A 24,210-nucleotide genomic window follows, 5' to 3' on the forward strand; every position below is an offset into this window, starting at 1 on the left:
ATCGGCGCCCCTCCGACTCGACCTGCCGGGGCGACGGCCTGTCGCGGTTATACTGTTCAGCGGTCTCACCGCATCGAAAGGTCCTACGTGGAAATTCTCCAGGTCATCCTGCAGGTGTTGCTCGGCATCACGAGCCTCCTGTTGACCCTCCTCATCCTGCTCCACCGCGGCCGTGGTGGCGGTCTCTCCGACATGTTCGGCGGTGGCGTCACGAGCAACCTCGGGGCGTCGGGTGTCGCCGAGCGCAACCTCAACCGCATCACGGTCTTCTTGGGTCTCGTCTGGATCACCTGCATCGTGGTCCTGGGTCTCATCACCAAGTTCGCGGCGGTCAGCTGATGGCCTCAGGCGGTAGCGCAATCCGTGGCTCGCGCGTCGGCGCGGGTCCCATGGGTGAGCAAGATCGTGGCTTCCACGCCGAGCGGATCACCATCTCGTACTGGGATGCCCTCGGCAACGAAGTCGTCCGTCACTTCGCGGCCAACGTGCCCGACGAAGAGATCCCCGAAACCGTCGACTCGCCCTCGAGCGGACTGCCCGCAGGGCGCGACAAGGCCAACCCGCCGACGGTCGCGAAGCTCGAACCGTACAAGACGCACCTCGCGTACGTGAAAGAGCGACGGACCGAAGAAGAAGCCGAGCAGCTGCTCGAAGAGGCACTGCAGCAGCTGCGCGTTCGACGCGGCAAGGCCTGACCCAGCCGAGCACGCCTCCTGGTGTCCCGACACCGAACATGACGAAGGGCCCCGCAGCCGTGAGCTGCGGGGCCCTTCGCCATACGGTCCGGGGCAGTTGCACCCGCGGTGGTGACTCAGTAGGTCGAGGCGATCAAGTTCTCGGGCACCTCGGCCGCCGCGTCCCGATCCACGAAGAAGACCGTCCGCTTGCGTCCCTTGACCCCTGCCACCGGCACCTGGTCCGCGCCGGCACCCGCCAGGGCGAGCCCCAGCGACGAAGCCTTCTCGGCTCCGGCGAGGATCATCCAGACGCGCTGCGAATTGTTGATGACCGGCAGGCTCAACGTGAGGCGTACCGGCGGGGGCTTGGGGGAGTCGTCGATCGTGAGCACGGTCGGCTCGAGCTGGCGGATCTGTGCCTTGTCGGGGAACAACGAAGCGACATGGCCGTCGGGACCGACGCCGAGGAGCGTGATGTCGAAGCGGGGGGCCGCGTCGTCAGCCTGTGCGTGCTGCAACAACTCGTCGCGGTAGGCGGCGGCTGCCGCCTCGACGTCGTCGAAGTCGCCCACCGCACCGAAGCGGTGGACGTTCTCGGGCAGCAACCCGATGTGGTCGAGCAAGTCGATGCCTGCCTGGGTGTCGTTCCGATCCGCGTCACCTGCGGGGACCCAACGCTCGTCGGCCCACCAGATCGAGACCTTCGACCAGTCGACGCTGTCACGTGCCGGCGACGCGTTGATGGCCGCCAGCACGAGCGTGCTCACCGAGCCTCCGCTGACGACGACCGACGCATAGTTCTGCTCTTCGAGCACGTCGATGATCTTGGTGATGAACCGGGCGGCCACGGAGGCACCCAGTGATTCTTTGTCGGGGTGGACCAGCACCCGGCGTTCGTTCGTCACGGTTCTCTATCTGCTCTAGTTGCTCTGGACGGGTTCGCTCAGTTGGCCGACCCCGTGTCTCACGACGTTCCCGAACAGGTCGTCGGGGTCGAGTCTACGGAGTTCCTCGGCCAGGCAGTCGCGCAGCGAGCGGCGTGGCAGCGCCAGGTCGTGCGTGGGCTGACCCGGTTGGGTCAGCGTCGCGACGTCGTCCAGGGAGCGTTCGAGGACGATCGATCCGGACGCGCGAACGAGTCGCACTCCGTGGATGCCGCTCGAGCCGGTCGCCCGGGTCGTCAAGTCGCCGTCGACCGGAACCTGGAGCTGCAGACGCAGCCAGGCGGCCAGGAGGAGCGTCGAGGGGGAGTCGGGCGCCCCGGAGACGCCGACCTCGGTGACCGACTCGTAGGGCGGCTGGTCGAGCACCGCGGCGAGCTGTGCCCGCCACAGGGTGAGGCGGGTCCAGGCGAAGTCGGTGTCACCGGGAGCGTAGCTGCGGGCGAGGTCGATGATCGACTGGCGCGGGTCGGACTGGCTCGCGGCGTCGGTGATGCGCCGTTGCGCGATGCGCCCCAGGGGAGACTCCGAGACGACGGGAGGCGCGGTCTTGGGCCACCACGCCACGACGGGAGCGTCGGGGAGCAGGAGCCCCGTCACCAATCCCTCCTCGTCGCTCGCGGTCTCACCGTAGGCCCGCAGCAAGATGACCTCGCTGGCGCCCGCGTCACCGCCCACGCGGATCTGGGCGTCGAGTCGCCCGTCGACGTCGTCGAGGTCGGTCGACGTGGACACGACGATGACCCTCATGGGGTGCTCGCGTGACGCGTCGTTCGCGGCCTCGATGGCTTCTTCCTCGTCGCCGAGACGAGTGGAGATGATCAAGGTGAGGACGCGGCCCAACGCGACCGCGCCTCCTTCTTCCCTGATCTTGACCAGCGTCTTCTGGACGCGGCTGATGGTGCTGTCGGGCAGGTCGACGATCACGGACGCCTCCAGGTACGGCCGTCACGGGCCATGAGTTCATCGGCGGAGGCGGGGCCCCACGTGCCGGGTCGGTACTGCTCGGGCTGGCCCTGGGTGGCCCAGAACTCTTCGATCGGGTCGAGGATCTTCCAGGAGAGCTCGACCTCCTCGTGCCGAGGGAAGAGGGGTGGGTCACCCAGGAGCACGTCGAGGATGAGGCGCTCGTAGGCCTCGGGGCTCGCCTCGGTGAAGGCGTGTCCGTAGCCGAAGTCCATGGTGACGTCGCGGACCTGCGTACCGATGCCGGGCACCTTGGACCCGAATCGGAGGGTCACTCCCTCATCGGGCTGGACGCGGATCACGAGGGCGTTCTGCCCGAGTGACGTCTGGGTTCCGAAGATGTTCTCGGGCACCTGCTTGAAGACGACGGCGATCTCGGTCACGCGACGCCCGAGCCGCTTTCCGGCCCGGAGGTAGAAGGGCACGCCCGCCCACCGCCGGGTCGCGATCTCGAGCTTGATGGCGGCGAAGGTCTCGGTCGTGCTCTCGGGGTTCATGCCCTCTTCGTCCAGGAATCCGAGGACCTTCTCCCCACCTTGCCACCCCCCGGCGTACTGACCCCGAGCCGTGCCCGTCGCGAGGTCGGCGGGCAGACGGACGGCCGAGAGGATCTTCTCCTTCTCGGCCCGGAGGTCGCGGGCGGCGAACGTGACCGGCTCTTCCATCGCCGTCAGGGCGAGGAGTTGGAGGAGGTGGTTCTGGATGACGTCGCGGGCGGCCCCGATGCCGTCGTAATAGCCGGCGCGACCACCGACGCCGATGTCCTCGGCCATGGTGATCTGGACGTGGTCGACGTAGTTCGAGTTCCAGAGGGGTTCGTACATCTGGTTGGCGAACCGGAGCGTGAGCAGGTTCTGCACCGTCTCTTTGCCGAGGTAGTGGTCGATGCGGAACACACTGTCGGGCTCGAAGACCGTCTCGACGACGGCGTTGAGTTCGCGGGCCGTCTTGAGGTCGGAGCCGAAGGGCTTCTCGATGACGACGCGTCGCCACGCGCCGTCCTTCTCCTCGGCGAGCCCGGAGTTGCGGAGCTGCTCGGTGACCATGGGGAAGGCCTTGGGCGGGATCGAGAGGTAGAACGCGTGGTTGCCCATCGTGCCGCGTTCGCGGTCGAGCTCTTCGATGGTGTCCTTCAGTCGCGCGAACGCATCGGCGTCGTCGAAGACACCCTGGACGAAACGGAACCCCTCTTTGAGCTGACGCCAGACGTCTTCGTCGAACGGCGTGCGCGCGTGGTCCTTGACGGACTGATAGACGACCTGCTCGAAGTCCTGGCCCTCGAACTCTTGACGGGCGAACCCGACCAGCGCGAAACCGGGCGGCAACAAGCCCCGGTTGGCGAGGTCGTAGACGGCGGGCATGAGCTTCTTGCGGGAGAGATCACCCGTCACACCGAAGATGATGAGACCGCTGGGGCCCGCGATGCGGTTGAGACGTCGGTCGGAGGGCAACCGCAACGGGTTGGACTCCGGCGTGATCGGCACCGGTGACATGGGGTTCCGTTCTGTGGTTCGAGGGGCGATCGGGACGAGGACGGGTGAGACCCGCGGAGACCACCCGGGGGCAAGACGAAAGGGCCGGCGTCCGTGAGGACGCCGGCCCTTTCGGCTCAGCGGAGTGCGGCGGTGATGACCGGCAGCGCGGCGGCCACGTCGGTCACCGTCAGCGTGAGCACGGGACGACCGTGCTCGGCCAGGACCTTGGCGTCACCGGCGGCCTGTGCCTGCACGAGCTGCCCGAACGTGAACGGGCTCTCGGGGATCTCGAGGTCGGTCGCGGGCACCTGCGTGATCTGCAGGAAGACGCCGTTGGCCGGGCCGCCCTTGTGGTACTGACCCGTCGAGTGCAGGAAGCGCGGCCCCCACCCGAAGGTGACGGGACGCTGTGTGCGTGCCGCGAGCAGATCACGGATCTCCTCGAGCTGCGGGTTCGCCACGCGATCCACGTATGCCTGGATCGAGACGTAGCCGTCATCGCTCAGGTGCGAGAGAAGCGCGGCGACGGCCGACTCGAGAGAGTCGCCCAGTTCGATGTCTCCGACCTCGCGGACCTCGACGCCCTCGGCCGTGAAGGCCGGGGGAGTGGGCTCGGGTCGGTCGTCGAGCAACGCCCGCGTCGCGACCTTCGCCGACTCGACGTCGGGCTGGTCGAACGGGTTGATGTCGAGCAGACGCCCGGCCACCGCGACGGCGTACTCCCAGACCATGATCTGACCGCCGAGCGAACCCGAGATCTCGACCTCGCCGGGCGCGACCTCACGGGTCTCGTCGGCGTTCGCCACGAGACGCACGACCTGCACGTCGTGGAGGCCCGCCGTGATCTCGGGGGCCGAGGTGCCGATGACGACGGGGAGCAGGCCGCGACCCTGTTTGCCGGTCGACTCGGCGATGAGCTGCTCGGCCCAGTCCGGGAACCCCACGATGTGGGTGCCGTCGGCGACGATCGCGATCTTGTCGCGCAGGGGTGAGGTGCCCGCCAGGACGGCACCCAGCACGAGGCCCGGGTTGTCGGCGCGGTCCTGGGCCAGCTCGACCGTCACGGCGTCGGCCTCGGCGAGCAGCTCGCGGATGTCGGCACCGGCCAGGCCGGACGGCACGAGGCCGAACGCCGACAGGGCCGAGTAGCGCCCGCCGATGTTGGGGTCGGCGTTGAAGACGCGGTAACCGGCCTCACGGGCCTGCCCGTCCAGGGGCGATCCGGGATCGGTGACCACGACGATGCGCTCGACGGGGTCGATGCCGGCGTCGGTGAACGCCTTCTCGAACGTCTTGCGCTGGCTGGCCGTCTCGACGGTCGAACCCGACTTCGACGACACGACGAGCACGGTGCGCTCGAGACGGTCGGCGAGGGCCGTGAGGACCTGACCGGGCTCCGTCGCGTCGAGCACGGTGAGCTCGACGCCGTAGGTGCGGGTGATCACCTCGGGCGCGAGCGACGAGCCGCCCATGCCCGCGAGCACGACGTGGTCGACGCCCTTGGCGGCGAGCTCGTCGCGCAACGAGTCGATCTCGTCGAGCAGCGGGGTCGAGACGACGACGGCCTCGGTCCAACCGAGTCGTTTGGCGGACTCGTCCTCGGCGTCAGGGCCCCACAGGGTGGGGTTCTGCGCAGTGATGCCCGAGGCGACGAGGTCGCTCACGAGCGTCGGGACGACCGCCTCGACCGCCTGCGCCGCGTCTCCGCTGGCAGCGATGGTGATGGTCACTTGGACTCCCCGGCGGGCTTGGCTGCCTCGAGGGCCGCGGTGACCGTGTCGAGCAGTTCGTTCCACGACACGATGAACTTCTCGACGCCCTCCTTCTCGAGGGTCTCGGTCACGTCGTCGTAGGACACGCCCTGCGCGGCGATCGCGTCCATGGTCTCGTTGGCCGAGGCGTAGGAGGCGCTGATCGTGTCGCCACGGATCTCACCGTGGTCGAAGGTCGCCTCGAGGGTCTTCTCGGGCATCGTGTTGACGACGTCCTGGGCGACGAGCTCGACCACGTAGGTGGTGTCGAGCACGGCGGGGTCCTTGACTCCGGTCGAGGCCCAGAGGGGGCGCTGCTTGTTGGCGCCGGCAGCGAGGAGGCCCTTGGCCCGCTCGGTGTCGAAGGCCTGCTGGTACACCTCGTAGGCGAGCTGAGCGTTGGCCACGCCGGCCTTGCCCTTGAGGGCCTTGGCCTCGTCGGTCCCGACCGCGTCGAGGCGCTTGTCGATCTCGGTGTCGACGCGCGACACGAAGAACGAGGCGACCGAGTGGATCTCGGAGATGTCGATGCCCGCGGCCTTGGCCTGCTCGAGACCCGTGAGGTACGCGTTGATGACGGCGCGGTAGCGCTCGAGGCTGAAGATCAAGGTCACGTTGACGCTGATGCCCTGGGCGATGACCGCCGTGATGGCCTCGAGACCCTCGACGGTCGCCGGGATCTTGATGAGGGCGTTGGGGCGACCGACCTTGGCGGCCAGCTTGACCGCCTGGTCGATGGTGCCCTGCGCGTCGTGCGCGAGACCGGGCTCGACCTCGATCGACACGCGGCCGTCGAAGCCGTCCGTCGTGTCGTAGAGCTCGCGGAAGATGTCGCAGGCACGGGTGACGTCGTCGGTGGTGATCTCGAAGACGGCGTCCGTGACGCTGACGCCGGTCTTCGCGAGCAGGGCGACCTGGTCGTCGTAGGCCTCACCCTTGGCGAGAGCCGAGGCGAAGATCGTGGGGTTGGTGGTGACGCCGACGACGTTGCGCTCGGCGATCAGCTTCTGCAGGCCTCCCGCGTTGATGCGCTCGCGCGACAGGTCGTCGAGCCAGATGCTCACGCCGGCGGCGGAGAGCTGTGCGGTGTTCGAATCAGTCATGTTCTTCTTCTTCCTTCGTCGACGCTCAGAGAGCGGCGATCGAGTCCTTGGCGGCGGCGACGGCGGCTTCGGTCGTCATGCCGAACTGCTTGAACAGCGTCTTGTAGTCGGCCGAGGCACCGAAGTGCTCGATCGACACGCTGCGACCGGCGTCGCCGACGATGCCGCGCCACGGCATGGCCACACCGGCCTCGATCGAGACGCGAGCCTTGACGGCGGCCGGGAGGACCGCCTCCTTGTACTCGTCGCTCTGCTCGTCGAACCACTCGATGCTCGGAGCCGAGACGACTCGGGCGTTGATGCCCTCGCCGCGCAGGACCTCACGGGCCTCGACGGCGATCTGCACCTCGGAACCCGTGGCGACGAAGATCACGTCGGGCGTTCCGCCCGGCGCCTCGGCCAGGACGTAGGCACCCTTGGCCACGTTCTTCGCCGACGCGAAGGTGTCGCCCTCGGCGTCACCGGTGCCGCGTTCGAAGACGGGCAGGTTCTGACGGCTGAGCGCGATGCCGGCGGGGCCGTGGTGGCGCTCGAGGATCGTCGCCCAGGCCCAGGCCGTCTCGTTGGCGTCGGCGGGACGCACGACGTCGAGGTCGGGGATCGCCCGCAGCGACGCGAGCTGTTCGATCGGCTGGTGCGTCGGACCGTCCTCGCCCAGGGCGACGGAGTCGTGGGTCCAGACGTAGATCGCCGGAGACTTCATCAGGGCCGCGAGGCGGACCGCGGGGCGCATGTAGTCGCTGAAGATCAGGAACGTGCCGCCGAACGGGCGCGTGTTGCCGTGCAGCGTGATGCCGTTGAGGATGGCGCCCATCGCGTGCTCGCGGATGCCGAAGTGCAGCACACGACCGTAGGGGTCGCCGCTCCACTCGTCGGTCGACCACTCGGTGGGGACGAACGACTTCGAACCCGTGATCGTCGTCAGGTTCGACTCGGCCAGGTCGGCCGAGCCGCCCCAGAGCTCGGGGACCACACCGGCGAGGGCGTTGATGACCTTGCCCGAGGCGGCGCGGGTGGAGACGTCCTTGCCGGCCTCGAAGACGGGGAGCGCTTCTTCGACGCCCTCGGGGAGCTCGTTCGCGAGGATGCGGTCGAGCATGACCTTCTTGTCGGGGTTGGCCGACGCCCACGCGGCGAGCTTCTCGTCCCACTCGGCGTGCTGGGCCTGTCCGCGCTCGACGGCCTTGCGGGTGTGCTCGAGGACGGCGGGGTCGACGTCGAAGGACTTCTCGGGGTCGAACCCGAGGACCGACTTGAGGCCGGCGACCTCGTCGGCACCGAGGGCCGAACCGTGGATCTTGCCGGAGTTCTGCTTCTTGGGCGAGGGCCAGCCGATGATCGTCTTGAGGATGATCAGCGAGGGCTTGTCGGTGACGGCCTTGGCCTTCTCGATGGCGTCGTGCAGTTCGGCGACGTCCTCGACGTACTCGCCGGTCTTCTTCCAGTCGACGACCTGGACGTCCCAGTCGTAGGACTCGAAGCGCTTGTGGACGTCCTCGGTGAAGGCGATGTTCGTGTCGTCCTCGATCGAGATCTGGTTCGAGTCGTAGATGGCGACGAGGTTGCCGAGCTTCTGGTGCCCGGCCAGCGACGCGGCCTCGCTCGTGACGCCCTCTTGCATGTCGCCGTCACCGGCGATGACGTACACGAAGTGGTCGAACGGGCTCGTGCCGGGTGCGGCGTCGGGGTCGAACAGGCCGCGCTCGAAGCGGGCGGCGTAGGCGAAGCCCACCGAGCTGGCGAAGCCCTGGCCCAGCGGACCGGTGGTGATCTCGATGCCGTCCGTGTGGCCGTACTCGGGGTGGCCCGGGGTCTTCGAGCCCCAGGTGCGCAGGGCCTCGAGGTCGTCGAGCTCGAGACCGTAGCCGCCCAGGTAGAACTGGATGTACTGCGTCAGCGAGCTGTGGCCGACGGACAGGATGAACCGGTCGCGACCGATCCAGGTGCTGTCGCTCGGGTCACGACGCATGACCTTCTGGAAGAGCAGGTAGGCGGCGGGCGCCAGGCTCATCGCGGTGCCGGGGTGACCGTTGCCGACCTTCTCGACCGCGTCGGCCGCGAGGACGCGGACCGTGTCTACTGCTTTGTTGTCAATGGATTCCCATTGCAGATCTGCCACTGGAAGTTGACCCTTCTTGATGCGAACTGCGCGGGGTCGATTCGCTCCCGCGCTGACGTGCGCCTGCCGAGACGTCGTCGGCTGGGTCGCACACACGCCGGGGCGGAGATCGGGACGGTTCGTCCGGTGATTCGGGACCGAGAGGGCGTACGACTGGCAAGCACCTGCAAGTATAGGGACGAACCCCCTTCTCCCGTCCGCATCGGCCGAGGGTTCGCCGTCAGCGTCGACGTTCATCGCCTAGACTCCTTGGGCAAACCGTTCGTCTCGTTAGAGGACTCATGACCGCAGCCGTTGACATCCGCCCCGACACGTCACCCCGGGGCTTCCGTCGCAAGGCTCGGGCGTACGTCGCCCTCACGAAGCCCCGCGTGATGGAGCTCCTGCTCGTCACCACGGCGCCGACGATGTTCCTGGCCCAGGGGGGCATCCCCAACCTGTGGCTCGTCGCCGCGACGCTGATCGGTGGGGCGCTGAGCGCCGGCTCGGCCTCGGCCTTCAACTGCTACATCGATCGTGACATCGACCGCATCATGAAGCGGACGCAGGGCCGACCGCTCGTGACCGGTGAGGTCAGCGACCGCGAGGCGTTGATCTTCTCGTACGTCGTCGGCGTCGCGTCGATCGTCTGGCTCGCCCTGACGGTCAACCTCCTCTCGGCGGCGCTGTCGCTCGGAGCCATCCTCTTCTACGTCGTCGTGTACACCCTCTGGCTGAAGCGTCGCACGCCGCAGAACATCGTGTGGGGCGGCATCGCCGGGTGCATGCCGGTGCTCATCGGCTGGGCCGCCGTCACGAACGACCTGTCGTGGTCGGCCGTCATCCTCTTCATGGTCATCTTCCTCTGGACGCCGCCGCACTACTGGCCGCTGTCGATGAAGTACCGCGACGACTACGCCGCGGCCGACGTCCCGATGCTCGCCGTGGTGCGCGGCCGGTCCATCGTCGGCTTGCAGGTCATCCTCTATGCCTGGGCCACCGTGGTCTGCTCGTTGATCCTCGTCCCCGTCGCCGGCATGGGCGTGCTCTACACGGTCGTGGCCCTCGCCAGCGGCGCCTGGTTCGTCTGGGAGTCGCACCGGCTGTACAGCCGAGCCATCCAGCACGTCGCCGAGGTCCGGCCGATGCGCGTCTTCCACAGCTCGATCACGTACCTCACGCTGCTGTTCGTCGCCGTCGGCGTCGACCCCCTGCTCCCGTTCTAGCCTCGTGAGCCCCTTCGACTGGACGGTGCGTCCGGCGCGCCCGGACGACGTCGAGCCGCTGACCGACCTGAAGCTCGTCGTCCTGAGGCCCGAGTTCGAGCGTCTCGGCATCTGGAACCCGCCGCGTCACCGTGCGCGCTTCGTGCGCGAGTTCATGGCCGACGAGACGCGGGTCGTCGAAGGCGACCAGCGCCTCCTCGGCTGCATCGCCCTGCATCCGGACGGCGACACGACCTGGCTACGCCACTTCTACCTGGCCGAGGAGGCGCGAGGCCAGGGCATCGGGACAGCCCTGCTCACCGAGGCGATCGGCTCGGTCACCACGGGGTCGATCACCCTCGACGTGCTCACCGGAAGTCGTGCCGTGTCGCTCTACGAGCGCACGGGGTTCGTCGTCGTCGACCAGGACGACGTCGACACCGTCATGCGTCGCGACTAGGGCACCCGGTCGCGTCGATCAGGCGCGGACGGCAGCCGCCTCGACGATCGGTTCGACCTCGTCCGGGGCCTGGTCGTTGCGCAGGGACAGCACGACGGCGGTCGTCGCGGCCACGAGCAGTGCGGCCAGCACCATGTGGCTGCCGACGAGCAGGGGCGGCAACCCCGAGCGCGCCTGGGTGATGCCGACCGCGATCTGGACCAGCTCCACGCCGAGCAGGGCGAGGGGGAAACGGCGGGGGAGGCCTGCCCGCAGCGTCCAAGCGACGACGGCCAGGGTCAGGGCGAGGGTGGCGTATGCCGGCCAGCTGTGGACGTGGTCCATGATCGCCGGGTCGAGACCGTTGCGGGGAGTGGCCGCGTCACCGGCGTGCGGGCCGGAGCCGGTCGTGAGGACACCGACGATCACCGTGACGCCGACGACCGCCGCCGTCACGTGGACGAGCCGTCCGTAGCCTCGCGGCGTCGCGGCGTGGCGCCCCCGGGGGCCGCGGTACACCCGCCAGAGCAACGTCGTGGTCAGTGCGACGAGGACGATCGAGACGACGAAGTGGGCCCCGACGATGTAGGGGTTGAGCCCGGTCAGGACGGTGATCCCCCCGAGCACGGCCTGGAAGGGGATGCTCAGGCCCTGGACGAGGGTCAGCCAGAAGAAATCGCGCCGGACCGTGCGCATGCGGAGCACGAGGAGGAACGCGAGGATGACCACGAGGGTGAGCACGAAGGTGAGCAGTCGGTTGCCGAACTCGATGACGCCGTGGACGCCCATCTCGGGCGTGCTGACGAACGAGTCGGCGGTGCAGCGGGGCCAGGTGGGGCAACCGAGTCCCGATCCCGTGAGTCGCACCGCGCCACCTGTGCCGATCAGCAGCACCTGACAGACGAACGACGCCCAGGCGATGAATCGGACCCGACGGTCGACGGTCGTGGGGAGCCACGACCAGGCTCGGGTCAGGACTCCGGTGGCGCCCACCTGTGCGTTGCTCACGACTTGCTGCCTTTCGTCACTTTCGGCGGTCGGCCCTGTAGAATCAACGGGTTCAGGAACACGACCCGGCAGGGTGTCGACGGAGACATCCGAAGACCGTGAGATCCGCAGAAGCGGTGCACGGCCTTCAGCACCAGTCTAAGCAACGCCACCTGACGACTCGATCACGTCGAGCGTCGTCCGGCGAGGCGACGACAGCCGGTGTGTTCGACTCGCAGGGCGAGCAACCGGGCTGCTCCACCACCCGGGGAATGCCGTTCGGCCGACCCGTGTTCGGTCCGGCAGAGAAAGAGGTAGTCATGTCAGACGTGTTGATCGATCGACCCGAGCTCGCGAGCCTGGGGCAGTACGAGTTCGGCTGGTCCGACTCCGACTCCGCGGGCGCCTCGGCGCGCCGGGGGGTGTCACCCGAGGTCGTCACCGACATCTCGAACCTGAAGAGCGAACCCGAGTGGATGCTCAAGAACCGTCTCAAGGGGCTGACGCTGTTCGAGCGCAAGCCCATGCCGACGTGGGGCGCCGACCTGTCGGGCATCGACTTCGACAACATCAAGTACTTCGTGCGTTCGACCGAGAAGCAGGCGACCACCTGGGACGAGCTTCCGGACGACATCAAGAACACCTACGAGAAGCTCGGCATCCCCGAGGCCGAGCGCAACCGCCTCGTGGCGGGCGTCGCCGCCCAGTACGAGTCCGAGGTGGTCTACCACCAGATCCGCGAGGACCTCGAGCAGCAGGGTGTCATCTTCATGGACACCGACACGGCGCTCCGCGAGCACCCCGAGCTCTTCCAGGAGTACTTCGGCACCGTCATCCCCGCCGGCGACAACAAGTTCGCCGCGTTGAACACGGCCGTGTGGTCCGGTGGTTCGTTCGTGTACGTCCCCAAGGGCGTCCACGTCGAGATCCCGCTTCAGGCGTACTTCCGCATCAACACCGAGAACATGGGCCAGTTCGAGCGGACGCTGATCATCGCCGACGAAGGCAGCTACGTCCACTACATCGAGGGCTGCACCGCCCCGATCTACAAGTCCGACTCCCTGCACTCGGCCGTGGTCGAGATCATCGTGAAGAAGAACGCCCGTGTGCGTTACACCACGATCCAGAACTGGTCGAACAACGTGTACAACCTGGTCACCAAGCGCGCGATCGCCCACGAGGGCGCGACGATGGAGTGGATCGACGGCAACATCGGCTCCAAGGTGACGATGAAGTACCCGTCGATCTACCTGGTCGGCGAGCACGCCAAGGGCGAGACGCTCTCCGTCGCCTTCGCGGGCCCCGGTCAGCACCAGGACGCCGGCGCGAAGATGATCCACATGGCGCCCTACACCACGTCGTCGATCGTGTCGAAGTCGATCGCCCGAGGCGGCGGTCGCGCCGGTTACCGTGGCGAGGTCCGGGTCGACGAGGCCGCCCACCACGCGGCCAACACGGTGCGCTGCGACGCCCTGCTCGTGGACACGATCTCCCGGTCGGACACCTATCCCGCCATCGACATCCGCGTCGACGACGTTCAGCTCGGTCACGAGGCCACGGTGTCGCGAGTGAGCGAAGAGCAGCTCTTCTACCTCATGTCGAGGGGCATGGCCGAAGACGAAGCGATGGCCATGATCGTCCGTGGCTTCATCGAGCCCATCGCCCGCGAGCTCCCGATGGAGTACGCGCTCGAACTCAACAAGCTCATCGAGATGAGCATGGAAGGATCAGTCGGCTAGATGTCCGCCGCAGCACCCACCACCACACCAGAGTCCACCACCGAGCCGGGCGTTCAGCACGGCGCCGGTGCCCACAGCGACGGCGGCTGGGGCCTCGTGCCCGTGCAGACGCGTTCCGAGCGGTTCACCTCGGTCGACCCCGCGGCGTTCCCCGACGTGACCGGTCGCGAGGTGGACTGGAAGCTCAGCCCGGTGTCGCGCCTCCGTCCGTTGATCGACGGCGACCTCGACGGCTCGCCCTATGCGTACCTGGCTCGAGAGACGCCCGGCGCCACCGTCGAGTGGATCGACCGCAGCGACTTTCGGGTCGGCACGGCCGGAACGCCCGAGGACAAGGCCGCGGCGAACGCGTGGGCGAGTGCCGAGAAGGTGCTGGCCGTCACGCTCGAGGGTGACGAGCCGTCGGCGATCACCATCGGACGCTCGGGTCTCGATCGTGAGCCGCGGGCCGGCCACACCCTGATCCACGCCAAGGCGAACAGCCAGGCCATGGTCGTCCTCCGCAACACCGGGTCGGCGCAGTTGGTCGAGAACGTCGAGATCGTCGTCGACGAGGGGGCGCACCTCACCGTCGTCACCCTGCAGGAGTGGGACGACGACGCCGTCCACCTCGCGAGCCACCACGCCCGCATCGGTCGGGACGCCCAGCTCAAGCACTTCGTCGTCAGCCTCGGCGGCTCGGTCGTCCGGGTCAACCCCTCGGCCCACCTGGCCGAGCAGGGCGCCGACGCCGAGCTCTACGGCGTCTACTTCGCCGATGCCGGCCAGCACCTCGAGCAGCAGGTCTACGTCAACCACGACGCTCCCAAGACACGGAGCCGCGTCAACTACAAGGGTGCCCTCCAGGGTGCCGGTGCCCGGACGGTGTGGATCGGTGACGTGCTCATCGGTCGGACGGCTCCCGGAACCGACAGCTACGAGCAGAACCGCAACCTGGTGCTGAGCGAGGGCACGCGCGCCGACTCGATCCCGAACCTCGAGATCGAGACCGGCGACATCGAGGGCGCGGGTCACGCCAGCGCGACCGGTCGCTTCGACGACGAGCACCTGTTCTACCTGCAGTCGCGCGGCATCTCCGAGCACGAGGCCCGTCGCCTGGTGGTGCTCGGCTTCCTCGTCGAGGTCATCCAGAAGATCGGTGACGCCGACCTGCAGGCCCGGCTCGTGGACGCCATCGAGGTCGAACTGGCCGCGGGCGAGGCGACGTCGACCGAGACGGTCGCCTGATGGCCACGAAGGTCTGCGGCGTCGACGACGTCAGCCCCTCCCAGGCGCACCGCGTCGTCGTCGACGGCGTCGCGATCGCCGTCGTGAAAGACAGTGCCGGCACGATCCACGCGATCGGCGACACCTGCACCCACGGCGACATCTCCCTCTCCGAGGGCTTCGTCGAGGACGACACCCTCGAGTGCTGGGCCCACGGCTCCAAGTTCGAGCTCACCACCGGCAAGCCGCTCACGCTGCCCGCCTACGAACCCGTACCGGTCTTCTCGGTCTCCGTCATCGACGGCGAGGTGTACGTCGACACCACCTCGACCTCCACCGGCGCCGCACAGTAAAGGAACAGAACGCATGTCCACTCTCGAGATCCGCGACCTCAAGGTCAGCATCGACACCGACGCCGGCCCCAAGCCCATCCTCAAGGGCGTCGACCTCACCATCAACGAGGGCGAGATCCACGCCGTCATGGGCCCCAACGGCTCGGGCAAGTCCACCCTCGCCTACACGATCGCCGGCCACCCCCGCTACAACGTCGACGGGGGCTCCATACTCCTCGACGGTCGTGAGGTGCTCGAGATGAGCGTCGACGAGCGCGCCAAGGCGGGGCTCTTCCTCGCCATGCAGTACCCCGTCGAGATCCCCGGCGTCACGGTCTCGAACTTCCTCCGCACGGCCAAGACGGCTCTCGACGGCGAGGCTCCGGCCATCCGCGGCTGGATCAAGGACCTCCGTGAGTCGATGAACGCCCTCAAGATGGACTCGGCCTTCGCCGAGCGCAACGTCAACGAAGGCTTCTCGGGTGGCGAGAAGAAACGACACGAGATCATGCAGCTCGAGCTCCTCAAGCCGAAGTTCGCCGTCCTCGACGAGACCGACTCCGGTCTCGACGTCGACGCGCTGAAGATCGTGTCCGAGGGCGTCAACCGTGCCAAGACCAACACCGGGCTCGGCTTGCTGCTCATCACGCACTACACGCGCATCCTGCGCTACATCAAGCCCGACTTCGTCCACGTGTTCGTCGACGGTCACGTCGCCGACGAGGGTGGGCCCGAGCTGGCCGACCGCCTCGAGAACGAGGGCTACGACCGGTACGTCACGGCAGCCGCCGCCGAGGCCGCCGCGACCCCGGCGGTCTGACCGTGGCCGTCGCACTCAGCCCCGAGAAGTTCGACCAGACCATCGAGGCACTGAAAGAGGTCGTCGACCCCGAGCTGGGCGTCAACATCGTCGATCTGGGGCTCATCTACGACCTCGCGATGGACGAAGAGCACGAGAACGCGCTCATCATCAGCATGACCCTGACGAGCGCCGGCTGCCCGTTGACGGACGTCATCGAGGGCGACACGGCCAGTGCCCTCGACGGTGTCGTCGACGCCTTCCGCATCAACTGGGTGTGGATGCCGCCGTGGGGTCCCGATCGCATCACGGACGACGGTCGCGACATGATGCGCGCCATCGGGTTCTCCATCTGAATCCCGCCCGTCGGAACGAAGACGAAGCCCCGCCCCTCCGAGAGGGGCGGGGCTTCGTCGCGTGTCCTCGACGATCACGCCGGGGAACGGGAGGCGCTAGTCACCGATGCGCTTCAGCGCACGCCAGGCGAGGGGCAGGGCCGCCGCCGCGATCAGCCACTTGGCGATGCCGCCGACGATGAACGGGTACAGGCCGGCCGCGAGGACGCTCGGCAGGTCGTTCGGCAGACCCAACGACCCGAGCACGACGGCCAGGTAGGGGAGGCCGACGGCGAAGGGGATCAGGCTCGCCAGGAAGAAGGCCGCCACCGAGCGCCACCACTTCTTGTCCCAGTCCCGCTCGGAGAGCCAGCCGATGACGGCCGCTGCGACGACGAACCCGATGACGAACCCGAAGCTCGGCTTGAGGACGCTGAGGGGTCCGCCCGAGAACTCGGCGAAGATCGGCAAGCCCGCGACACCCAGCACCAGGTAGGTGGCCAAGGAGAGCGCCCCGCGACGGGCGCCGAGGGAGGCGCCGACGAGCATCACACCGAGCGTCTGTCCGGTGACGGGCACCGGCCAGAGCGGCACCTGCACCTGCGCGAGGGCCGAGACGACGGCGACTCCACCGAGGACGAGGGCCACGTCGGTGGCGGCGCCCCGGGCCACCAGACGGTCGGCGAGGACCGGCCGTGAGGTCGATGCGGCAGTGTTCGTCATGGGGACTCCTAGAATGGGTAGGTTGATCGGCCGAGCGGCTGGTCGGCAGCGCAGTGCTGCGACCCTCTCCACACGACGTCCCCATCCTATGGGCGGCCCCCTTCCGGGCCCCGTTGTGGACTCCTCACCAATCGATTGGACATCTGCTGTGCTCTCCGTGCACGATCTCGAGATCCGCGTCGGCGCGCGCCTCCTCATGGCTGACGTCTCGTTCCGGGTCGACCGGGGCGACAAGATCGGCCTCGTCGGCCGCAACGGCGCCGGCAAGACGACCATGACCAAGACGCTGGCCGGCGAGACCCTCCCGACGGGCGGCAAGATCGAGCGCTCCGGTGAGATCGGCTACCTCCCGCAGGACCCCCGCAGTGGCAACCCCGAAGACCTCGCCCGGACCCGCATCCTCGACGCCCGGGGTCTCGGCCAGTTGCTGCTCGGCATCCAGGAAGCCACCCTCGCCATGGGTGACCCGGATCCCGACGTCGCCGCCCGCGCCATGAAACGCTACGGCGATCTCGACGACCAGTTCAACGCCCTCGGCGGGTACGCAGCCGAGGCCGAGGCGGCCTCCATCGCGAGCAACCTGAGCCTGCCGGACCGCATCCTCGACCAGCCCCTGTCGACGTTGTCGGGTGGTCAGCGCCGGCGCATCGAGCTGGCCCGCATCCTGTTCTCGGCCGCCGATACGATGATCCTCGACGAGCCCACGAACCACCTCGACGCCGACTCCGTCGTCTGGCTCCGCGAGTACCTGAAGACCTACCAGGGCGGCGTCATCGTGATCAGCCACGACATCGAACTCGTCGAGGAGGTCGTCAACCGCGTCTTCTACCTCGACGCCAACCGCCAAGCCATCGACGTCTACAACATGGGGTGGCGCAACTACCAGCGGCAGCGTGCTGCCGACGAGGAGCGCCGCAAGAAAGAGCGCTCGAACGCCGAGAAGCAGGCCTCGGCCCTGCAGAAGCAGGCGGCCCGGTTCGGCGCCAAGGCGTCGAAGGCCGCTGCGGCTCACCAGATGGTGGCACGAGCCGAGAAGCTCCTCTCCGGTCTCGACGAGGTCCGCGCGGTCGACCGCGTGGCCAAGCTGCGATTCCCGACGCCGGTGGCGTGCGGCAAGACGCCCCTCATGGCCTCGAACCTGTCGAAGAGCTACGGTTCGCTCGAGATCTTCACCGCCGTCGACCTCGCCATCGACCGTGGCTCGAAAGTCGTCATCCTGGGCCTGAACGGTGCCGGCAAGACGACCCTCCTGCGCATCCTCGCAGGGGTCGACGCTCCCGACACGGGGCAGCTCGAGCCGGGCCATGGGCTGCGGGTCGGCTACTACGCCCAGGAGCACGAGACCATCGACGTCAAGCGCAGCGTGCTCGAGAACATGGTGTCGTCCTCGCCGAACATCACCGAGATGGAGGCTCGACGGGTGTTGGGCTCGTTCCTCTTCACGGGCGACGACTCCGCCAAGCCGGCCGGTGTGCTGTCCGGCGGCGAGAAGACACGGCTGGCTCTGGCGATGATCGTCGTCTCGGGCGCGAACGTCCTGCTGCTCGACGAGCCCACCAACAACCTCGACCCCGCGAGTCGCCTCGAGATCCTCGACGCCCTGAGCAACTACGAAGGGGCCGTCGTCCTGGTGAGCCACGACGAGGGTGCCGTCGAGGCGTTGAACCCCGAGCGCGTGCTGATCATGCCCGAGGGCACCGAGGACCACTGGACCCCGGACTACTCCGACCTGATCAACCTGGCCTGATCAACCTGCCCTGCTCGACCTAGCACGACCGAGAACGGGCCAGGCCCTGGGGCACCAGCGCCCGGCCGGTGGTCCGGTCAGCGGCGCGCGCCGTCGAGGATCTCGTCCTCGACGTCGTTGTCGTGGCGGGGCCGGGCGTCGCGACGGCGCTGCCGTTCGGCCTCGCGCTCGACGAGTTCGTCGTCGTCGGCGTTCTGGTTGCGGTACTCCTGTCGGAAGACGTAGAACAGGAAGCCGAAGGCTCCGACCGCGAACATCAGCCACTGGACGAAGTACGACAGATTGAGGCCGGTGTCGACCTCGGGCTTCGACGACGGCACGGGTGCCGTCGCCGGCGCAGGGCTCTCGCTGACGACCAGACCGTAGGCGCTCGAGTAGACGGGCTGCCCGACTCGCGATTCGACCTCGCTGAGTTGGATGGTCGCGATCTGGTTCGTCCCGGGAACGCCCGTCCGGTCGCCCAGCGCCGGCTCGCCCGGCTTCAGGCGTGCGATCACGGTGACGTCGCCCGAAGGAGGCGCGGGCACGACGTCGGGGGAGTCCTGGGCGTTGCCGGTGGGCACCCAACCGCGGTCGACGACGAAGATCTCGCCCTGGGTGGTGCGGAACGGGACGAGCACCTCGAAGCCGGGCTGCCCGTTGAGCGGGCGGTTGCGCACGAGCAACTCGTCGTCGGTGAGGTAGCGCCCGGTCATCTCGACCGGCTGCCACTCTTGAGCGGCGTCGTAGGACGACAGTTCGGGCAAGGCCTGCTGCAGGGGGATCGGGTCGGCGTCGTAGGTCTGCTCGAGCTGGTGCACGACCGCGAGCTTCTCATCGTGCCGCGACCACTGCCAGTGGGCGAGGAACACGCAGATGATCGCGAAGACGACGGCGACGGCGAGGTAGCCCAGCCATCTGCGCGAGAGGGCGAAGCGGATGTTCGTCACCGCGCCTCCGTTCCGACCTGTTCGACGACCTCCGACACCCCCGTCACGACGACCGGGAAGTCACGTGCCTCGAGGAACTCACGCAGGAAGTCGACGTGCTCGTCGCACGCCGACCACACCTTGACCCGGTCGATGCCGTGGATCTTGGGGTTGCGCCAGTGGACATTATGCCGTGCCTCGGCTCGACAGGAGGCGCGAGAGCACTGCACGCCGACGGGATCGAGGCCGAGCATCAGGCGCTCCGCCGATCGTGATCCGCCTCGCCGGGCGCGTCGTCGGACGAGGCGGCGGGGCCGGCAGGACCCGCGTCGCCGTCGACCACGGTCGGCCGGAACGGCGCCTGCGGCTCGCGGTAGAGCTCGATGCCGCCCGGGCTCTCGACGGCGTCGCCCGCCTCGTGGCCCACGTTCGCGAAGACGACGGCGATGTAGGGGATGACGACGGCACCGATGACGGGCAACAGGGTCCACCAGCCGAGGGGGAAGACGAAGCAGAGGGCGATGCAGACCAACCTGATGCCCATCGCCACCAGGTACTTGACCATGCGGGAGTGCCGGTCGTCGGTGGGGGAGGGCGGGAGGGACGTGATCGTGTTCGAGGCCTTCACGGGGCACACCTCGATGTCGGGAAGAGGGCGGACGCACCACGGACGGGTGCCGGACGGGACTCGGGCACGAGACGTCCGGGGGAGCGCCTCGATCCTAAGACCCGGGTCCGACAGTAGGCTGGTCGGCGGCCTGCCGATCACAGGTTCGCCGTGAGTCCGCCGCACCGAGCGGTGGCCGTCGAGATCGCCCACGAAGGGACCACCCATGACCACGCCCCGCACCGTCCTCGTCACCGGCGGCAACCGAGGCATCGGCTTCGCCATCGCCGAAGAGTTCGTCGCCCAGGGTCACCGCGTCGCCGTCACGGCCCGCAGCGGGCGGGGCCCCGAGGGGACGCTCACCGTCGTCGCCGACGTCACCGACGCCGACTCGATCGACGCGGCCTTCACCACGGTCGAGGCCGAGCTCGGGCCGGTCGAGGTCGTCGTCGCCAACGCCGGCATCACGAAGGACGGTCTGCTCATGCGCATGACCGAGGACGACTTCACCTCGGTCGTCGACACCAACCTCGGCGGCGCCTTCCGCGTCGTCAAGCGGGCGTCCAAGGGCATGTTGAAGGCCCGCTTCGGCCGCATCGTCCTCGTGTCGAGCGTCGTCGGTCTCTACGGCGGCCCGGGCCAGGCCAACTACGCCGCCTCGAAGGCGGGCCTGGTGGGCTTCGCCCGCTCGCTGACCCGCGAGCTCGGGGCCCGCGGCATCACCGCCAACGTGGTGGCCCCGGGCTTCGTCGAGACCGACATGACCGCCGTCCTGCCCGAGGCGCAGCAGGCCGAGTACAAGAAGAGCATTCCCGCCGGCCGGTACGGCACCACGGCGGAGGTCGCGAAGACGATCACGTGGCTCGCGGGCGACGAGGCCGCCTACATCTCGGGGGCCGTGATCCCGGTCGACGGCGGCCTCGGCATGGGCCACTGAGTCCGACGACACAGGAGGCGCGGGTCGTCCCTCTCGGGACGCCCGCCTCGTGCCTCGGGTCAGCCGCGCAGTCCGAGCAGGGGCAGCAGCTGAGAGAGGTCGTTCGTCCCGACGACCACGTCGGCTCGCTCACGGACCCGCGGCTTGGCGTTGAACGCGACCGAGAGTCCCGCGACGGCCATCATCTCGAGATCGTTGGCCCCGTCGCCGACGGCGACGGTGTGCGCGAGGCCGACCCGCGCCTCCTCGGCCCACGCCCGCAGGGCGACGGCCTTGGCGTGGGCGTCGATCACGGGGCCGGAAACCCGTCCGGTCAGCCGGCCGTCCCGCACCTCGAGGCGGTTGGCGCGGCGGAAGTCCAGGCCCAGGTCGTCGGCCAGCGGGTCGAGGGTCTCGTGGAATCCGCCCGACACGACGCCGACGAGGCCGCCCGCGGCGTGGACGCCGTCGAGGAGTTCACGGACGCCGCGCGTCGGCGTGATGCGCGAACGCACCTCGGCGAAGACGGACTCGGGCAAGCCCTCGAGCGTCGCGACGCGCTCGGCCAGGCTGGCAGCGAAGTCGAGTTCACCCGCCATCGCCCGAGAGGTGACGTCCTCGACGCGCTCTCGCGAACCCGCGGCGTCGGCCAGCAGCTCGATCACCTCGTCCTCGATCAGGGTGGAGTCGACGTCGAGGACGATGAGGAAACGCGGCACGCCGACAGCCTAGGGCCGTCGGCGCACCGCGCCTCTCGTGTGACCTCGGACGACTACTGGTCGACGCGGACGCCCTTGCCGACCACCGTGATGCCGGACGGCGTGACGGTGAAGCCACGGGCCCGGTCGGCCTCGGGATCGACGCCGACGGAGGCCCCGGCCGCGATGACGACGTCCTTGTCGAGGATCGCCCGGTTGACGACGGCGTTCGGGCCGACGTGCGCCCGCTCGAAGACCACCGAGTCGACGACCCGCGAGCCGCTGTCGAGGGTGCACCAGGGGCCCAGGACGCTGCGCTCCACGTGCGCCCCCGAGAGCAACGAGCCCAGCGACACGATCGAGTCGATCGTCGTTCCGAGGTTGCCGTGGCCGTCACGGACGAACTTCGCCGGGGGAGAGTTGAGCTGCTGGCTGAAGATCGGCCAGTCGGTGTTGTAGAGGTTGAAGATCGGCAGGGCCGAGATCAGGTCGCGGTGCGCGTCGTAGAACGAGTCGATGGTGCCGACGTCGCGCCAGTAGTAGCGGTCGCGCTCGGTCGCCCCGGGCACCTCGTTGCGGTTCAGGTCGTAGACGGCCGCGTCGCCACGGGACACGAAGTCGGGGACGATGTCGCCGCCCATGTCGTGGTTCGAGTCGGGCTTCTCGCCGTCGCGCAGCACGGCGTCGATCAGGACGTCCGCGTCGAAGACGTAGTTGCCCATGGACGCGAGGATCTCGTCGGGGGAGTCCGGCAGACCCGTGGCGTCCGTCGGCTTCTCGAGGAACCGGCCGATGCGGGTCGGGTCGTCGGAGTCGACCTCGATGACGCCGAACTGGTCGGCGAGGGAGATGGGCTGACGGATGGCGGCCACGGTGACCCCGGCGCCCGAGGCGATGTGCGCCTCGATCATCTGGGAGAAGTCCATGCGGTAGACGTGGTCGGCGCCGACCACGACGACGATGTCGGGCTTCTCGTCACGCAGCAGGTTGAGGCTCTGCAGGATGGCGTCGGCACTGCCGGCGAACCAGCGCTTGCCGAGCCGCTGCTGGGCCGGGACCGAGGCGACGTAGGCGCCGAGCAGGCCCTCGATGCTCCAGGTCTGCGACACGTGGCGGTCGAGGCTGTGCGACTTGTACTGCGTCAGGACGACGATCTGCCGAAGACCCGAGTTGATCAGGTTCGACAGGGCGAAGTCGACGAGGCGGTAGTTGCCACCGAACGGGACAGCGGGTTTCGCGCGGTCGGCGGTCAGCGGCATCAGGCGTTTGCCCTCGCCACCAGCCAGGACGATGCCGAAGATCTTCTTTGATGCCATGGGGCCAGAATGGCACGATTCGCGGTCGCACGACTACGGTGAACCACGTGCGAGTCGATGTCATCACCAAGGAATACCCGCCCAACGTCTACGGGGGCGCGGGCGTCCACGTCGTCGAACTCGTCAGGGCCCTGCGTCAGGGCGTCGAGGTGCAGGTGCGGGCGTTCGGTGAGGTCGACTCCGAACCCGACACGACCGGGTACCCCAACCTCCCCCAGCTCGACCAGGCGAACGCCACCCTGCGCACCCTGGGAGTGGACGTCACCATGGCCCAGGACGTCGCCGGAGCCGACGTCGTCCACAGCCACACCTGGTACGCGAACGCGGCCGGCCAGCTGGCCCAGATGCTGCACGGCGTCCCTCACGTCCTGACGGCCCACAGCCTCGAACCGCTCCGGCCCTGGAAGGCCGAACAACTCGGAGGCGGCTACCGCGTCTCGAGCTGGATCGAGCGCCAGGCCTACGAGACCGCCGACCGCGTCATCGCCGTCAGCGACGGCATGAGACGCGACATCCTGCGCTCCTACCCGTCGATCGACGAGTCCAAGGTCCAGGTCGTCCACAACGGCATCGACCTCGAGGGGTGGCAGCGCGTCGACGACGCCGAGCTGGTCCGGGGCCTGGGCATCGACCCCGATCGCCCGTCGGTCGTCTTCGTCGGTCGAATCACCCGCCAGAAGGGCCTCCCGTACCTGTTGCGCGCGGCCAAGCTGCTGCCCGCCGACGTGCAGCTCGTGCTCTGCGCCGGGGCGCCCGACACACCCGAGATCATGGCCGAGGTCACGGGCCTGGTCCGCGAGCTCCAAGAGGAACGCACCGGGGTCGTCTGGATCGACACCGTGCTGCCCCGTCACCAGCTCAGTGCGGTGCTGAGCGCCGCCACCACCTTCGTCTGCCCGTCGGTGTACGAACCCCTCGGCATCGTCAACCTCGAGGCGATGGCCTGCGGCGTTCCCGTCGTCGGGTCCGACACGGGCGGCATCCCAGAGGTCGTCGCGGACGGTCTGACGGGCCGGATCGTGCCCCTCGACCAGGTGCAGGACGGCACCGGCACCCCGGTCGACCCCGACCGCTTCGTGGCCGACCTGGCGGCCACCCTCACCGAGGTCGTCTCCGACCCGGCACTCGCCCGCCTCATGGGACGGGCCGGCCGCATGAGGGCCGAAGAAGAGTTCTCGTGGTCGCGGATCGCCGAGCAGACGCTGGGGATCTACGAGGGACTGCTCAACTAGGCTGAGGACC

The 24,210-nt window shown here is 68.5% G+C and carries 25 protein-coding genes; 12 read left to right on the top strand and 13 right to left on the bottom strand.

Annotated elements, in window-relative coordinates; genetic code table 11:
* The first annotated feature begins 87 nt into the window (after nt 1-87).
* Together secG and IFT88_RS10310 are read left to right on the top strand one after the other, a co-directional pair.
* Nucleotides 88-339, top strand: a complete 252-nt coding sequence (gene secG / locus IFT88_RS10305; protein WP_043595012.1) for a preprotein translocase subunit SecG — start codon at nt 88-90, stop codon at nt 337-339.
* Nucleotides 339-695: an RNA polymerase-binding protein RbpA gene (locus IFT88_RS10310; protein WP_043595011.1), complete on the top strand. Its 357-nt coding sequence runs from the start codon at nt 339-341 to the stop codon at nt 693-695. The genes secG and IFT88_RS10310 overlap by 1 nt, the downstream gene beginning before the upstream one ends.
* A 116-nt stretch (nt 696-811) precedes the next feature.
* Here IFT88_RS10310 and pgl read toward each other — a convergent pair whose 3' ends face one another.
* From pgl to tkt, 6 genes are all read right to left on the bottom strand, one after another.
* On the bottom strand, nt 812-1,582 hold the full coding sequence (gene pgl, locus IFT88_RS10315; protein WP_043595010.1) for a 6-phosphogluconolactonase: 771 nt from the start codon (nt 1,580-1,582) through the stop codon (nt 812-814).
* 15 nt (nt 1,583-1,597) lie between these two features.
* Nucleotides 1,598-2,545: a glucose-6-phosphate dehydrogenase assembly protein OpcA gene (locus IFT88_RS10320; RefSeq protein ID WP_043595009.1), complete on the bottom strand. Its 948-nt coding sequence runs from the start codon at nt 2,543-2,545 to the stop codon at nt 1,598-1,600.
* Entirely contained in the window at nt 2,542-4,077 is a 1,536-nt protein-coding gene (gene zwf, locus IFT88_RS10325) for a glucose-6-phosphate dehydrogenase (protein ID WP_192120445.1), read from the bottom strand. Before zwf ends, IFT88_RS10320 begins: the two co-directional genes overlap by 4 nt.
* Nucleotides 4,078-4,193: 116 nt before the next feature.
* On the bottom strand, nt 4,194-5,789 hold the full coding sequence (locus IFT88_RS10330) for a glucose-6-phosphate isomerase (RefSeq protein ID WP_192120447.1): 1,596 nt from the start codon (nt 5,787-5,789) through the stop codon (nt 4,194-4,196).
* On the bottom strand, nt 5,786-6,913 hold the full coding sequence (tal, locus tag IFT88_RS10335; RefSeq protein WP_056226487.1) for a transaldolase: 1,128 nt from the start codon (nt 6,911-6,913) through the stop codon (nt 5,786-5,788). Before tal ends, IFT88_RS10330 begins: the two co-directional genes overlap by 4 nt.
* A 25-nt stretch (nt 6,914-6,938) precedes the next feature.
* Nucleotides 6,939-9,032: a transketolase gene (tkt, locus tag IFT88_RS10340; protein ID WP_043595005.1), complete on the bottom strand. Its 2,094-nt coding sequence runs from the start codon at nt 9,030-9,032 to the stop codon at nt 6,939-6,941.
* 281 nt (nt 9,033-9,313) lie between these two features.
* Between tkt and IFT88_RS10345 the strand changes: the two genes are divergently transcribed.
* Entirely contained in the window at nt 9,314-10,237 is a 924-nt protein-coding gene (locus IFT88_RS10345; protein ID WP_043595004.1) for a heme o synthase, read from the top strand.
* A 4-nt stretch (nt 10,238-10,241) separates the two neighbouring features.
* The gene (locus IFT88_RS10350) at nt 10,242-10,676 is read left to right on the top strand and encodes a GNAT family N-acetyltransferase (RefSeq protein ID WP_192120449.1); all 435 of its coding nucleotides are present in this window, start codon (nt 10,242-10,244) and stop codon (nt 10,674-10,676) included.
* Nucleotides 10,677-10,694: 18 nt separating this feature from the next.
* On the opposite strand, the gene IFT88_RS10355 is transcribed toward IFT88_RS10350, so the two are convergent.
* Complete coding sequence (locus IFT88_RS10355; RefSeq protein ID WP_043595002.1) at nt 10,695-11,663, bottom strand: COX15/CtaA family protein; 969 nt, start codon at nt 11,661-11,663, stop codon at nt 10,695-10,697.
* A gap of 299 nt (nt 11,664-11,962) precedes the next feature.
* Between IFT88_RS10355 and sufB the strand changes: the two genes are divergently transcribed.
* The 5 genes from sufB to IFT88_RS10380 are packed head-to-tail and all read left to right on the top strand — an operon-like array spanning nt 11,963 to nt 16,074.
* On the top strand, nt 11,963-13,381 hold the full coding sequence (gene sufB, locus IFT88_RS10360; RefSeq protein ID WP_043595088.1) for a Fe-S cluster assembly protein SufB: 1,419 nt from the start codon (nt 11,963-11,965) through the stop codon (nt 13,379-13,381).
* Nucleotides 13,382-14,608, top strand: a complete 1,227-nt coding sequence (gene sufD / locus IFT88_RS10365; protein WP_056226497.1) for a Fe-S cluster assembly protein SufD — start codon at nt 13,382-13,384, stop codon at nt 14,606-14,608.
* Nucleotides 14,608-14,940, top strand: a complete 333-nt coding sequence (locus IFT88_RS10370; protein ID WP_082059966.1) for a non-heme iron oxygenase ferredoxin subunit — start codon at nt 14,608-14,610, stop codon at nt 14,938-14,940. The genes sufD and IFT88_RS10370 overlap by 1 nt, the downstream gene beginning before the upstream one ends.
* A gap of 13 nt (nt 14,941-14,953) precedes the next feature.
* Nucleotides 14,954-15,739, top strand: coding sequence for a Fe-S cluster assembly ATPase SufC (sufC, locus tag IFT88_RS10375; RefSeq protein WP_056226500.1), 786 nt, complete (start codon nt 14,954-14,956; stop codon nt 15,737-15,739).
* Between the two features lie 2 nt (nt 15,740-15,741).
* Entirely contained in the window at nt 15,742-16,074 is a 333-nt protein-coding gene (locus IFT88_RS10380; protein WP_192120451.1) for an iron-sulfur cluster assembly protein, read from the top strand.
* A gap of 96 nt (nt 16,075-16,170) precedes the next feature.
* On the opposite strand, the gene IFT88_RS10385 is transcribed toward IFT88_RS10380, so the two are convergent.
* A complete protein-coding gene (locus IFT88_RS10385; RefSeq protein WP_192120453.1) occupies nt 16,171-16,776 on the bottom strand; it encodes a biotin transporter BioY in 606 nt (201 codons plus the stop codon).
* Between the two features lie 148 nt (nt 16,777-16,924).
* On the opposite strand from IFT88_RS10385, the gene IFT88_RS10390 reads away from it, so the two are divergent.
* Nucleotides 16,925-18,523 (top strand): ABC-F family ATP-binding cassette domain-containing protein, encoded by a 1,599-nt coding sequence (locus IFT88_RS10390; RefSeq protein ID WP_043594996.1) that lies wholly within the window; start codon nt 16,925-16,927, stop codon nt 18,521-18,523.
* A gap of 77 nt (nt 18,524-18,600) precedes the next feature.
* On the opposite strand, the gene IFT88_RS10395 is transcribed toward IFT88_RS10390, so the two are convergent.
* The 3 genes from IFT88_RS10395 to IFT88_RS17650 are packed head-to-tail and all read right to left on the bottom strand — an operon-like array spanning nt 18,601 to nt 20,059.
* Nucleotides 18,601-19,452 carry an SURF1 family cytochrome oxidase biogenesis protein gene (locus IFT88_RS10395; protein ID WP_192120455.1) on the bottom strand — a complete coding sequence of 284 codons (852 nt, stop codon included), beginning with the start codon at nt 19,450-19,452 and terminating at the stop codon, nt 18,601-18,603.
* Entirely contained in the window at nt 19,449-19,685 is a 237-nt protein-coding gene (locus IFT88_RS10400; protein WP_043594994.1) for a hypothetical protein, read from the bottom strand. Before IFT88_RS10400 ends, IFT88_RS10395 begins: the two co-directional genes overlap by 4 nt.
* Nucleotides 19,685-20,059: a DUF3099 domain-containing protein gene (locus IFT88_RS17650; protein WP_052505244.1), complete on the bottom strand. Its 375-nt coding sequence runs from the start codon at nt 20,057-20,059 to the stop codon at nt 19,685-19,687. Before IFT88_RS17650 ends, IFT88_RS10400 begins: the two co-directional genes overlap by 1 nt.
* A 205-nt stretch (nt 20,060-20,264) precedes the next feature.
* Between IFT88_RS17650 and fabG the strand changes: the two genes are divergently transcribed.
* Complete coding sequence (gene fabG / locus IFT88_RS10410; protein WP_192120457.1) at nt 20,265-20,975, top strand: 3-oxoacyl-ACP reductase FabG; 711 nt, start codon at nt 20,265-20,267, stop codon at nt 20,973-20,975.
* Nucleotides 20,976-21,034: 59 nt separating this feature from the next.
* On the opposite strand, the gene serB is transcribed toward fabG, so the two are convergent.
* Together serB and IFT88_RS10420 are read right to left on the bottom strand one after the other, a co-directional pair.
* A complete protein-coding gene (gene serB / locus IFT88_RS10415; RefSeq protein WP_056226515.1) occupies nt 21,035-21,673 on the bottom strand; it encodes a phosphoserine phosphatase SerB in 639 nt (212 codons plus the stop codon).
* Between the two features lie 53 nt (nt 21,674-21,726).
* Nucleotides 21,727-22,968, bottom strand: coding sequence for a glucose-1-phosphate adenylyltransferase (locus IFT88_RS10420; protein ID WP_043594991.1), 1,242 nt, complete (start codon nt 22,966-22,968; stop codon nt 21,727-21,729).
* A gap of 47 nt (nt 22,969-23,015) precedes the next feature.
* On the opposite strand from IFT88_RS10420, the gene glgA reads away from it, so the two are divergent.
* Nucleotides 23,016-24,200, top strand: a complete 1,185-nt coding sequence (gene glgA, locus IFT88_RS10425) for a glycogen synthase (protein WP_192120459.1) — start codon at nt 23,016-23,018, stop codon at nt 24,198-24,200.
* Nucleotides 24,201-24,210: the final 10 nt, after the last annotated feature.

Origin of the sequence: Frigoribacterium sp. CFBP 8751 (assembly GCF_014841545.1) — a bacterium.
Classification (GTDB): domain Bacteria; phylum Actinomycetota; class Actinomycetes; order Actinomycetales; family Microbacteriaceae; genus Frigoribacterium.